11 protein-coding genes and 1 tRNA gene are annotated in these 11,159 nt (G+C 74.4%); 5 read left to right on the top strand and 7 right to left on the bottom strand.

Annotated features, from left to right (window positions below; genetic code table 11):
* Positions 1-214 precede the first annotated feature (214 nt).
* On the top strand, positions 215-1,108 hold the full coding sequence (locus JNK12_03205; GenBank protein ID MBL8774908.1) for an alpha/beta hydrolase: 894 nt from the start codon (positions 215-217) through the stop codon (positions 1,106-1,108).
* A 128-nt stretch (positions 1,109-1,236) separates the two neighbouring features.
* Here JNK12_03205 and JNK12_03200 read toward each other — a convergent pair whose 3' ends face one another.
* Both JNK12_03200 and JNK12_03195 read right to left on the bottom strand, forming a co-directional pair.
* Positions 1,237-2,118 carry a hypothetical protein gene (locus JNK12_03200; protein ID MBL8774907.1) on the bottom strand — a complete coding sequence of 294 codons (882 nt, stop codon included), beginning with the start codon at positions 2,116-2,118 and terminating at the stop codon, positions 1,237-1,239.
* Between the two features lie 289 nt (positions 2,119-2,407).
* The gene (locus JNK12_03195) at positions 2,408-3,385 is read right to left on the bottom strand and encodes a pyridoxal-phosphate dependent enzyme (protein ID MBL8774906.1); all 978 of its coding nucleotides are present in this window, start codon (positions 3,383-3,385) and stop codon (positions 2,408-2,410) included.
* A gap of 39 nt (positions 3,386-3,424) precedes the next feature.
* Here JNK12_03195 and JNK12_03190 point away from each other — a divergent pair, with 39 nt between their 5' ends.
* Positions 3,425-4,117, top strand: a complete 693-nt coding sequence (locus tag JNK12_03190; protein ID MBL8774905.1) for a hypothetical protein — start codon at positions 3,425-3,427, stop codon at positions 4,115-4,117.
* A 109-nt stretch (positions 4,118-4,226) separates the two neighbouring features.
* Here the strand turns inward: JNK12_03190 and JNK12_03185 are convergent, their stop codons facing one another.
* The 3 genes from JNK12_03185 to JNK12_03175 all read right to left on the bottom strand — a co-directional run bounded on the left by JNK12_03185 (position 4,227) and on the right by JNK12_03175 (position 6,376).
* On the bottom strand, positions 4,227-4,466 hold the full coding sequence (locus JNK12_03185; GenBank protein MBL8774904.1) for a hypothetical protein: 240 nt from the start codon (positions 4,464-4,466) through the stop codon (positions 4,227-4,229).
* 5 nt (positions 4,467-4,471) lie between these two features.
* On the bottom strand, positions 4,472-5,113 hold the full coding sequence (locus tag JNK12_03180; protein MBL8774903.1) for an MBL fold metallo-hydrolase: 642 nt from the start codon (positions 5,111-5,113) through the stop codon (positions 4,472-4,474).
* A gap of 273 nt (positions 5,114-5,386) precedes the next feature.
* Positions 5,387-6,376 carry a hypothetical protein gene (locus JNK12_03175; protein ID MBL8774902.1) on the bottom strand — a complete coding sequence of 330 codons (990 nt, stop codon included), beginning with the start codon at positions 6,374-6,376 and terminating at the stop codon, positions 5,387-5,389.
* Between the two features lie 26 nt (positions 6,377-6,402).
* On the opposite strand from JNK12_03175, the gene JNK12_03170 reads away from it, so the two are divergent.
* The gene (locus tag JNK12_03170) at positions 6,403-7,464 is read left to right on the top strand and encodes a fatty acid desaturase family protein (GenBank protein ID MBL8774901.1); all 1,062 of its coding nucleotides are present in this window, start codon (positions 6,403-6,405) and stop codon (positions 7,462-7,464) included.
* A gap of 86 nt (positions 7,465-7,550) precedes the next feature.
* Here JNK12_03170 and larC read toward each other — a convergent pair whose 3' ends face one another.
* Both larC and larB read right to left on the bottom strand, forming a co-directional pair.
* On the bottom strand, positions 7,551-8,870 hold the full coding sequence (gene larC, locus JNK12_03165) for a nickel pincer cofactor biosynthesis protein LarC (protein ID MBL8774900.1): 1,320 nt from the start codon (positions 8,868-8,870) through the stop codon (positions 7,551-7,553).
* Positions 8,871-8,928: 58 nt separating this feature from the next.
* Positions 8,929-9,726: a nickel pincer cofactor biosynthesis protein LarB gene (gene larB / locus JNK12_03160; GenBank protein MBL8774899.1), complete on the bottom strand. Its 798-nt coding sequence runs from the start codon at positions 9,724-9,726 to the stop codon at positions 8,929-8,931.
* Between the two features lie 19 nt (positions 9,727-9,745).
* Here larB and pheA point away from each other — a divergent pair, with 19 nt between their 5' ends.
* Both pheA and JNK12_03150 read left to right on the top strand, forming a co-directional pair.
* A complete protein-coding gene (gene pheA / locus JNK12_03155) occupies positions 9,746-10,711 on the top strand; it encodes a prephenate dehydratase (GenBank protein ID MBL8774898.1) in 966 nt (321 codons plus the stop codon).
* An 82-nt stretch (positions 10,712-10,793) separates the two neighbouring features.
* Positions 10,794-10,881, top strand: a tRNA-Ser gene (locus JNK12_03150).
* The last annotated feature ends 278 nt before the right edge of the window (positions 10,882-11,159 follow it).

Genomic DNA, 11,159 nt, shown 5'->3' with positions numbered 1-11,159 from the left:
CGGCGTCGTCCCTCGGCGCCCGCGGAGAGGGTGTGCCCCTGCGGGCCGTTGGTGACTGCTGCTCGCCCATCGTTCGTCCTCGCGCGACGCAGCACCGCACCGCGGGCCGCGTTCGATGAGGGAGGGTAGCGGTCGCGCGCCCTCGGTGGTCAGCGGGGCCGGGGGTCGTGCCGGCGCCGCCCCAGCGCCGCAAGGTCCCGGTACCGTCGCCCGGATGGATCGGGCGGACCCGGGCGAGGGCACGCCCCCCACGTTCACCCGGCGCCGCCTGCTCGCCGGTGGGCTGGTGCTCGGCGTGGCCGGGGTGGCCGCGTCGTGCGGACTCTTCGACGACGACGACGGCCCCGAGCGGTTCTCGTACGGGGACGCGCCCAGCCAGTTCAGCGAGCTGTGGCGACCGTCCGGCGACCCTCCGTGGTCGACGGTCGTGATGATCCACGGTGGTTCGTGGAGCTCGTCCACCGACCGCACGATCATGAAGAAGGTGGCCCGGGACCTGGCCCGCCACGGCCACGCGGTGTGGAACATCGAGTACCGCCGGCTCGGCGAGGCCGGCGGGGGGTGGCCCGGCACCTTCGCCGACGTGGCGACGGCCATCGACGACGTGGCCGCCCGGCCCGACGAGGTGCCCGTCGACCTCGACCGGCTCGTCCTCGTCGGCCACTCCGCCGGCGGTCAGCTCGCGCTCTGGGCCGGCGCCCGGCGGGGCCTGCCCGCCGGCACCGTGGGGGCCTCGCCCCAGGTCACGCCGCGTGCCGTCGTGGCGCTCTCCCCCGTCACCGACCTGGCCGGTTGCGCCCGGCAGGGTGCGCTCGAAGGGACGTGCGCCGAGGTGGTGGGCGGCCCGCCCGACCAGGTGCCCGGCCGCTACGCCCGCACCTCACCGCTCGAGCTCACCCCCCTGGGGCTGCCCCAACGGCTCTTCCACGGCACGGTCGACACCGTGATCCCCATCGACCAGAGCCGGGCCTACGTGGCCGCCGCGGCCGCCGCCGGCGACGACGCCACCCTCACCGAGCAGGCCGACGCCAACCACTTCAGCGTGCTGGACCCGTCCACCCCGGCGTGGCGCGAGGTCCGCGCCCAGCTGGACCAGCTGCTGTCCTGAGCCGCCGCCCCGAGGGACGAGGGGCCAGTGTCAACCCCTGGTCACGTGGCGGAGCGGAGCGGAGCCGCAGCGCCGACGAACCGGATGGCGAAGCCGCCCCGAGGGACGAGGGGCCAGTGTGACGACTCTCAGCCGGCGAGGATCCACTGCTGGGTGGGCTCGGGCTCGACCTCGTCGCTGAAGAACCGCTCGAACGCCTCGGCGTCGGTCTGGTCCTCCTCCTCGTGGGCCCACTTGGCCTCGAAGGTCTTCTCGTACGCGCTGACCGAGGAGGCCGGGATGGCGTCGACGTGGGGAGACGGCGGCAGCGCCTGCTCTTCAGCGGCCGCGATCTCCGCGGTGGCGGCGGGGGCGAGCGGGTTCACGGGCGCCTCGACCTCGGTCCGGGCCTGGGCGATGGCGTAGCTGAGGAGGTCCGGGTTGTCGGCGATGGCGGCCAACTCCTGGGCGGTCGCGGCGATGCGACCTCGGAGGTGCGAGCGCACCCCCTCGAGGGCCATGGTCTCGGCGGCCACGGCGAGGCGCAGGGTCTCGAGCTGGCTGGCCTCGTTCTGCACCCGCTCCCACTCGGAGGCGATGGCGGCCCGCTCGGTGGCGAAGTACTCGCGGGCCTGCTCCTGGGCCTGGGTGAGGATGGCCTGGGCGCGGGCCCGGGCGTCGGCGACCGCGGCGATGGCGGTCTTCTCGGCGAGGGCGAGGGTGCGGTCGAGCAGGCCGTTGTTGTCGCCGTTGGCGGGGGGCGCCGGCGGGGCGGGTGGCGTGGGTAGGGCCGACGGGTTCTGGAGGACCCGCGCCTGGAGCTGCGTGGCACGGGCCTCGGCGGCCTCGGCGCGCTCCTCGGCCTCCTTCAGGCGACCGAGCATGCGCTCGACGGCGCCGCTGGCGTTCACGAGGAAGGCCGTGACCTCGGCAGGATCGAACCCCTTCTTGGCCGAGCTGAAGGTGAGGTCCCCGAAGATCCTCCGGGTGCGCTCGTCGGCGATGGGCACAGGGGCAGCGTGGTCGGACATCCAGAGCTCCTCCGAGGAGTGGGCCGTTCTCCCCTGCTTCGTCGGCACTTCCCGGGCGACCTTGAGGATCGACCTAGGTCTTTCGGCCCATTGCTGTGTCCCTCCTTCGTCGGGACGGCTTCGCCATCCGGTTCATCCGACCCGCGGCTCCGCTCCGCTCCGCCACCTCACCACTTCGTCGGGACGGCTTCGCCATCCGGTTCATCCGACCCGCGGCTCCGCTCCGCTCCGCCACCTCACCCGCCGTCGGCGCGGGCGCGTGCCGGTGGCCGACGGGGGGCACGCCCCTTCAGGGGCGCCGACGCACCCAGTCGGCGTAGCGGGGGGAGAAGAGCGCCGGCAGGCCGCCGGTGTGGAGGAACACGGTGGGGCGTGACCCGTCGATGCGGCCGTCACGCACCGCGGCGATGAGCCCGGCCATGCCCTTGCCCGTGTAGACGGGGTCGAGGAGGGCCCCCTCGCAACGGGCGGCCAGGTCCAGCGCCGCGCGACAGGCGTCGCTCGGCGCCCCGTAGCCGGGGCCGATGCGGTCGTGGTCGACCTGGACGGCGCCGGTGGGCACCGGCCGACGGGCCAGTGCCGCGGTCTCGGCGGCCATGGCGGGCACGGCCTCGTCGAGGTCGGGCCGGGTGCCGACGTCGACGCCCAGCACCCGGGCGTGGTCGCCGAAGCCGGCTACCAGGCCGGCGTGGGTGCCCCCCGAGCCGTCGGCCACGACGACGAGTGGCTGGTCGGGCACCTGGGTGTCGATCTCGTCGGCGGCGTGGACGTACCCGTGGGCGCCGACCGCCGACGCCCCGCCGACGGGGATGAGGTACGGCCGGCGGCCTGCGCCCACCAGCCGCTCGGACTCGGCGGCGATCGCGTCCTCCAGCCCGTAGTAGTCGAGGTCGCCGGCCCACACGATGTCGGGCGCCAGCACCTCGTCGAGGACGACGTTGCCGGTCGGCCGGTCGGGCGGCGCGCTGGCCAGCACGACGGTGACGGCGAGGCCGAGGCGGTTGGCGACCGCCGCGGTGAGGCGGGCGTGGTTGCTCTGGCGGCCGCCACCCGTGACCAGCGTGTCGGCGCCGGCGGCGACGGCCGCGGTGGCGAGGTGCTCGAGCTTGCGGACCTTGTTGCCGCCCCCGGCGACGCCGGTGAGGTCGTCGTGCTTGATCCAGAGGGCGCCGGCGGGCAGACCGAGCGCGGCGCCGAGGCGGTCGGCCGCGACCGCCGGCGTGGGCAGGTGGGCGAGCGGCGTCCGGGCCGGGGCGTCCGTGGTCATCCGGCCACCGTAGGCCCGGCGCCCCGTACGCTCGACGGCGTGCACGGCGGCCCGCCCGACCTGGTCTGGTACGTGAGCTACGGCTCGAACCTCCACCGTGCCCGCTTCCAGTCGTACCTCGAGGGCGGGCGCATGCCGGGGGGCCTGCGGGCCGACACCGGGTGCCGCGATCCGTCCGAGCCGCTCGCCGACGCCGCCCTGCACCTCCCCTTCCCCCTCTACTTCTCGGGGGAGTCACGGGTGTGGTCCGGCGGGGTCGCCTTCCTCGACCACGACCCCCACCCCGACGCGCGCCGCACGTACGCCCGCGGCTACGTCATCACCGGCGAGCAGTTCGAGGACGTAGTGGCCCAGGAGAGCAAGAGGGCCCACGCCGCCATCGACTGGAAGGCGCTGCGGCGCGACGGTCGCGTGGCGGCGGGGTCCGGCCGCTACGACCTCGCCCTGGTGGTGGGCGAGCGCGACGGCCTGCCCATGGTCACCTTCACCCACCCGTCAGCGATGGCGGCCAACGCGCTGGCGGCACCGGTCGTGGGCTACCTGCACATGCTGGCCATCGGGCTGCGCGACGCCCACGGCCTGGACGACGCCGCGGTCGCCTCGTACCTGTGCTCGCACCCCGGCGCGGTGAGCGCGTGGAACGCCCCCGACCTCCTGGCCGCCCTCGCCGGGTGGGAGGCGACCCTCCCGTCTCCCGCCGCGACGCCCGACCCTCCCCCGCTCAGCCACTGACCTCTCACCGCGCTGATCTGCTCGGGCGGGTGCGGCGCGGAGATCACGATGGTGCTGGCGGAACGGCGGCGCCGGCCGGCCAGCGGTTCGCGGGTGGCGACGTGAGCCTTCAGCCGGCCGAGTCCACCGCCGGGCCGGCAGGGTGCACCGGCGGCGTGGCGAACCAGCGGAGCATGTCGATCACCTCGTCCCAGCTGGGGTTGGCGAAGAAGAGCGGGCCGGCCTCGGCGGTGGCGCGCACGCGGGCGACCGCGGTGTCGAAGTCGATGCCGTTGGCCTGCTGCAGCGCGATCAGCCCGGCGACGAGGCCCTGGGTGCCCGGTGAGAAGCCGAGGTTCTCGACGCCCATGGCGCTCAGCCGGCGCCCATGAGCATGAGGAACTCGCGCTGGGTGCGGGGCCGGAACACGAAGTTGTTGGCCCGGGTGTCGGCCATGGAGGCCGACGGCTCCATCGAGTAGAGGTGGCCGGGGAACAGGGTGGCGTCGTCGGGCACCTTGGCCAGCTTCTGGGTGAGGCTCTCATAGAGCGCGCCCGGGTCGCCGCCGGGCAGGTCGGTGCGGCCGCATCCTTCGAGGAAGAGGGTGTCGCCGGCGACGAGGCGGTTGTCCACCAGGAAGCACTGGCTGCCGGGGGTGTGGCCCGGGGTGTGGATGAGCTCGATGGGGATCTCGCCCACCTGCACGACGTCGCCGCTGACGTGCTCGACGAGATCGGTCTCGGCGGCGCCGGTGACCCGCTGCACCCACACGGCCTCGTCGGCCTGCACGTGGATGGGCACCGAGGTGCGCTCGAGCAGGCTGGCCACCCCCTGGATGGAGTAGCCCATCATGTCCCCGCCCACGTGATCGGGGTGGTAGTGGGTGGCGAGGGCGCCGACGAGGCGCATCTCGTCGGCGGCCAGCAGGCCGAGCAGGCCGTCGATGTCGTAGGCGGGGTCGATGACCACGGCCTCGCCCGTCTCGCGGTCGCCCACCAGGTACACGAAGTTGACCATCTGGCGGGCCAGCGGGTCGGTGGTGGCGAAGTCGCGGCCGGCGAGCAGTTGGCGGAAGTAGAGGCGGTCCTCGGTCACCCGATCACGCTACCGGCGGTGCCTCGCCCAACCCGTTCCGGGTACTCGTATGTGTTGCTGACGGCACAGGGGGAGTACCCAGGACGCAGACGAGGGCGCGCTGGCGACCGGTCGGGGACCGCGCGGGTCCACCACCCTCGTTCCGGGTACTCGTAGGTCGTGCTGGCAACACAGGGGAGTACCCGGAACGGACGGTCAGGTCTGCGCGCGGAACCAGGCGCCGAGGAGGGACTGGTAGGCGGCGTCGTAGCGGTCGTACTCGGCGCGGAGGGCGGCGCCGGGCCAGTCGGCCGGCAGCAGGGCGTGGGGCAGGAGGGGGTCGGCCTGCGTGAGGCGCAGGACCGAGGCCGACAGGACGAAGCCGGGGGCCAGGGCCTCGGTGTCCCCGGCCTCGAGGGCGGCCACGACGGCGTCCATCCGGGTCCGCAGGGCGTCGGCGCGGGCCGACCAACCGGCGAGGTCCCACAGCCGGCCGGCGAGGGTGGCCGCCGCGTCCAGACCGAGCGGTCCGGCGGCCACCGGTGTTGCGCCCTCGTCGGCGGCGCCGGCGGTGCGCCGACCGACACCGTCGCCGACGGGACCTGTCCTTGCCGCTGCGGTGGCCCCGAGATCGGCGGCGGGGCGGCGACCCCTGTCGGAGCGGTCGGGGCGGTCGGGGTGGGCGGACGACTCCGGACAGGCGCCGACGAAGCGGGAGCACTGGGCGGCGACCACCGCGGTCGCCGCCGGAAGGCGTCCCGGATCGAGGTTGTCGGGGCGCAGCCAGACGCCTTCGCGCAGCTCGGCCAGGCGCAGCGCGGTCGCCGCCGTCCGCAGCTCGACGCGCTGCGGCGCCGGCCGGGGCTCGCCGTCGACCACGGCGACGGCCCAGGTCCCGTCCCAGGGCTCGGCCCCCACCACGGCGCGGCGGCTCTCGTCCTGCCGGGCCTGGCGGGCCAGCAGGGGCCCGGCGAGGGTGTAGGTGCCGTCGGCGGCGACCAGCTCGCCGGCGGCCACCATGCGGGAGAGGGCGGTGCGCACGGTCCCCTCGGCCAGGCCGAAGAGGGCCCCCGCACGCACGAGGAGGCGGCCCGGCAGGCGGGGCGGCGTCGTGCCGAGCAGGGTGCTGGCGATCACCGAACGCGCGGTGAGCGGCCGTTCGTCGGTCGCCTCACCGGCGTCCACGGTCTTACGGGACTGGATCATGTGATTCTGAACTGTAATATGGTGCCATGGCCTCCACCGACCTCCCCACCACGGGCGCGCCGGGCACCGAGGAGGAGGCGGACCGGCTACCCAACGCCCCGAAGGCACGGGACGCCGAACGCGAGGCGGCCCTGGGCCTTGCCGGCCTGGCGCCGGCCGACGACGCCCTGCCCCAGGTGCTGCCCACCGACCGGCTCCTCGCCGGCGGCAAGCCCGTCCCCGCCCTGCGCGCCGAGCTGCGCCGCATCCCGAACCTCCGCAACGCCGTCTCGGTCGTGGGCGTGCTCGTCCAGTCCTTCGGCATCATCGCCCTCGCGGTGTGGCTCGACCACCCGATCGCCTGGGTGGCGGCCTTCCTGTTGATGGGCCGGGCATTCGCGCTCTACGCGATCCTCGCCCACGAGGCCGCCCACCGGCTGCTGTTCTCCAAGCGCTGGGCCAACGACGGCATCGGCCGCTGGGTGCTCGCCTACCCGGCCTTCGTCCCCTTCGACGCCTACCGGCGCTCGCACTTCGCCCACCACCGCGACGAGCTCGGCCCCGACGAGCCCGACCTCGCGCTCTACTCCCGCTACCCCGTCACCCGCGCCTCGTGGCGGCGCAAGCTCACCCGCGACGCCGTGGGCAACTCGGGCTGGAAGAACCTGAAGGGCCTGCTCCTCGCGGTGCGCAGCCCGACGGCCCGGCCCATCGCCCTGCGCATCCTCGGCATGCAGGCGGTGCTGCTCGTCGGCTTCACCCTGGTGGGGCGGCCCGAGCTCTACTTCCTGCTCTGGCTGGCCCCCTGGATGACGGTGTGGCGGGTGCTCAACCGCCTGCGGGCCGTGGCCGAGCACGGCGGCATGACCCGCTCGCCGGACCGGCGCCAGACCACCCACCACGTCGAGCAGCACTGGCCCGCCCGCTTCTGGATCGCGCCCTTCAACACCGGCTGGCACCTGGCCCACCACGTGGACATGGGCATCCCCTTCCGCCACCTGCCGGCGCTGCACGACGAGCTCGTCGCCGCCGGGTGGGTCACCCCCGAGCTGACCCACCGCAACTACCTCGCCCTCTGGAAGGCCGCCGCCTCCCGCCCCGCCGCCTGACCCCCGCCCCCCCACGCTCGTTCTGGTAGCGAGTTGGCAACACCTGCGTCGCCGACGACACACCAGAACGAGTTGTGGGGTCAGGGTCAGCCGGCGTCGCCGTCGGGCTCGGGGGCGTCGGCGGACTCGCTGACCTCCGTCGCGCGCGGATCGGCGTGGAGGGGCTCGACGTCGGCCAGGTGCTCGTGGCCGTGCTCGTGGTCGACGCCGGCAAGGTCCTCGACCGGCTCGAGGTCGGACCCCCGGTTCGAGCGGATGCGCCACTCGGCCTCGGCCCTCGACACCACCTCGCGCAGGGGCAGGCCCAGGCGCTTGGCGGCTCGGGCGGCGTCGTCGTGCTCGACCTTGACCCGGCCGGCGCTGACCTTCACCCGGACGGGCAGCCCGTCGACCTCGACCTCGTCGAAGGCGCGTGCCGCCGGCCAGCGCTCGAGGGTCTGGCCCCGCACGCCCAGTGACCCGGTCTCGCGGACCAGCGCCGCGGCCACCTGCGCCGCCACGGCGGCGTCGGCGAGGGCGCTGACGGTGTGGCCGGGACGACCCTTCTTCATGAGCACGGGCGTGATCCAGGCGTCGTGGGCGCCGGCGTGCAACACGGCGCTGAGGGTGTGGGCGAGGGTCTCGCCGGTGGCGTCGTCGACGTTGACCTCGAGCAGCTGCACGGGCTGGCCGGGCACGAGTTCGTCCACGGCGATGCCCAGCACCACCTGGGTGAGGTTGGGGCGGTCGTCCAGCTCGGCGGTGCCGGCGCCGAAGCCACTGGCTTCGATCGACATGGCTGGCATCGGCCCGAAGCCCACCGACAGCGCGGCCAGGATGGCGGCGCCCGTCGGGGTGGTCAGCTCGAGGGGGACGTCGAGGCCGTAGACGGGGACGTCGCGCAACAGCTCGACCACCGCCGGCGGCGGGTTGGGCAGGGCGCCGTGGGCGCTGCGGATCATGCCGATGCCGTGGGCGACCGGGCTGGCGTGCACCTCGTCGACGTCGAGCAGCTCGAGGGCGGCGCAGGTGCCGACCACGTCGACGATTGCGTCGAGGGCGCCCACCTCGTGGAAGTGCACCTGCTCGGGCGGCCGGTTGTGGAGCTTGCCCTCGGCCCGGGCCAAAGCGCCGAACACGGCGACGGCCCGGTCGCGCACCCGCTCGGGCAGGCGGGCCTCGTCGAGCAGGCCGTTGATGTGGGCCGCGGTGCGCACCACGGTGGTGGCCTCGGCCAGCACGTTGACGTGGGTGGCGGCGATGCCGTTGCGCATGACCGGCTCGGCCTCGAGCGCCCATCCCGACACGGGGATGCGCTCGCACAGGCGGCGCACCTCGTCGAGGTCGGCGCCGGCGTCGACGAGGGCGCCCAGCGCCATGTCGCCGGCGATGCCCGAGAAGCAGTGGAACCAGGCGCGGCGGGTCACGACGCCCGCCGGACACGATCGGCGCGTTCTCGAGGCAATAGCCCCCGGAAAGCGACAGTCATTGCCTCGAGTTCGCCGGGTCGGTGGGCGCCGGTGCCAGGCGCTCGGCCGCGTTGAGGAGGCGCATCACCGCGCAGGCGGCGCCGAAGCCGTTGTCGATGCCGACGACGGTCATCCCTGAGGCGCACGACGCGAGCATCGACAGCAGTGCGGTGACCCCCTCGAGGCCGGCGCCGTAGCCCGTCGAGGTGGGGACGGCGACGACGGGCGCCGCGGTCAGGCCGCCCAGCACCGAGGCCAGCGCCCCCTCCATGCCGGCGACCGCGACCACCGCATCGGCGGCGGCGACCTCGTCGGCGGCGGCGAGCAGGCGGTGGATGCCGGCCACCCCCACATCGGCGAGGCGCACCGGGCGCAGGCCGTGGGCGTGGAGGACGGCGGCGCACTCGTCGGCGACGGGCAGGTCGGCGGTGCCGGCGGTGACCACCAGCACCCGGCCGGCGCGCTCGGGCGCCGGCCGCCACACGACCGTGGCGGGACGACCGCCCGACAGGCGTCCGTCGGGGTGAGCGGCGAGCACGGCGTCGACCTGCGCCTCGTCGGCGCGGGTGAGCACGACGGGCGACGACGCCTCGGCCCGCAGCAGCTCGGCCACGATCGCCACGCACTGGTCCGGGGTCTTGCCGGGCCCGTAGACCGCTTCGGCCATGCCCTGGCGCAGGGCCCGGTGGTGGTCGACGCGGGCGAAGCCGAGGTCGGCGAAGGGCAGCCGGCGCAAGCGGTGCACCACCTCGTCGGCGTCGACCCGGCCGGCGGCGAGATCGTCGAGCAATCCCCGGAGGGCCGATTCGTCCACGTCACTATCCTGGCCGCTCATGGTCCCCCCCGCCCCATCAGCCCCCGACGCTCCGGCCGACGCCCGCCGGATCGGCTTCCTGGGGCCCCAGGGGACCTTCACCGAGCAGGCCCTGCTCACCCAGGCGGACCTCAAGGGCGCCGAGCTGGTCCCCTGCGAGACAATTGCCGAGGTGATCGCCGCCACCGCCGCCGGCGAGCTCGACCTCGGTTTCGTCCCCATCGAGAACGCCATCGAGGGCACGGTCAACGTCACCCTCGACACCCTGGCGTTCGACACCGACCTCCTCATCCAGCGCGAAGTCGAGATCTCGATCCAGCTCGACCTCCTCGGCGTCCCCGGGGCCGACCTCGCCGGCGTCACCACGGTCACGTCGTACCCCCACGCGCTGGCGCAGTGCCCGTCCTTCCTGCACCGCACCCTGCCCGACGCCCACACCGCGGCGGCCACGTCCACCGCTGAGGCCGCCCGCCTGGTGGCCGAGGCCGGCGACCCCACCGTCGCCGCCATCGGCACCGCCCTCGCCGCCGAGATCTACGGCCTCGAGGTGCTGGCCACCGACATCGAGGACCACTCCGAGAACCAGACCCGCTTCGTGCTCTTGGCCCGCGAGGGGATGCCCCCGGCCACCGGCCACGACAAGACCAGCGTCGTGATCTTCCAGCGCACCGACCAGCCCGGCACCCTGCTCACGATCCTCGGCGAGTTCGCGGCCCGCTCCATCAACCTCACCAAGCTCGAGTCCCGCCCCACCAAGAAGGGCCTGGGCAACTACTGCTTCATCATCGACCTCGAGGGCCACATCGCCGAGGAGCTGGTCGCCGACTGCCTCCGCGACCTCAAGTCGAAGTGCGAGGACGTGAAGTTCCTCGGCTCGTACCCCGCCGCCGGCGCCCACGGCCCGGCCGTGCGCCGCGACGCCGAGGCGGCGTGGGCCGACGCCGACGCCTGGCTGGCCAGCCTCCGCGCCCAGATCCAGCCCTGACCCGACCGGCGTCCACCCGAACGCCGCCGCGGTCGCCGAACGCCGGCGGCGGGCCGCGCCCGTCCCGCTAGCCTCGCTCCCTGGAGGGATGGCAGAGCGGACGAATGCGCTGGTCTTGAAAACCAGTGGGCCGCAAGGTCCCGCGGGTTCGAATCCCGCTCCCTCCGCCAACGTTTTCCCTCATCGCCACAGAGCTTGGAATCGACGTATTCGACGCCGAGCTCGACCCACGGGTCAGCGGCCTGATCGTCAAGGAGCTCAACAGCGATCCGCGGATCCTCCTCAACCGAAACGACAGCCGTAACCGGGCGCTCCTGCTGTGTCCGTGGGTCATCTTCGGCCCGGGAGCGTGGGGGTGTGTCCGCCGAGGGCGAGCATGGCGAGGGCGATGAGGGCGTCGGGGTTGTGGAACCCGAACGCGATGCGGGTGAGGAGCCGGATCTTGGTG

This window comes from Acidimicrobiales bacterium (assembly GCA_016794585.1).
In the GTDB taxonomy this organism is placed as follows: Bacteria; Actinomycetota; Acidimicrobiia; order Acidimicrobiales; family DATDAH01; genus JAEUJM01.
The sequence above is the reverse complement of the archived record's forward strand: the minus strand, read 5'-3'. Positions and strand labels throughout refer to the sequence as shown.

Excerpts from the sequence above, each read along its gene's own strand:
- pheA (MBL8774898.1), top strand. The coding sequence starts at position 9,746 with ATGGTCCCCCCCGCCCCATCAGCCCCCGACGCTCCGGCCGACGCCCGC.
- JNK12_03180 (MBL8774903.1), bottom strand. The coding sequence starts at position 5,113 with ATGGTCAACTTCGTGTACCTGGTGGGCGACCGCGAGACGGGCGAGGCC.
- JNK12_03200 (MBL8774907.1), bottom strand. The coding sequence starts at position 2,118 with ATGTCCGACCACGCTGCCCCTGTGCCCATCGCCGACGAGCGCACCCGG.
- JNK12_03170 (MBL8774901.1), top strand. The coding sequence starts at position 6,403 with ATGGCCTCCACCGACCTCCCCACCACGGGCGCGCCGGGCACCGAGGAG.
- JNK12_03185 (MBL8774904.1), bottom strand. The coding sequence starts at position 4,466 with ATGGGCGTCGAGAACCTCGGCTTCTCACCGGGCACCCAGGGCCTCGTC.
- JNK12_03175 (MBL8774902.1), bottom strand. The coding sequence starts at position 6,376 with ATGATCCAGTCCCGTAAGACCGTGGACGCCGGTGAGGCGACCGACGAA.
- JNK12_03205 (MBL8774908.1), top strand. The coding sequence starts at position 215 with ATGGATCGGGCGGACCCGGGCGAGGGCACGCCCCCCACGTTCACCCGG.
- JNK12_03195 (MBL8774906.1), bottom strand. The coding sequence starts at position 3,385 with ATGACCACGGACGCCCCGGCCCGGACGCCGCTCGCCCACCTGCCCACG.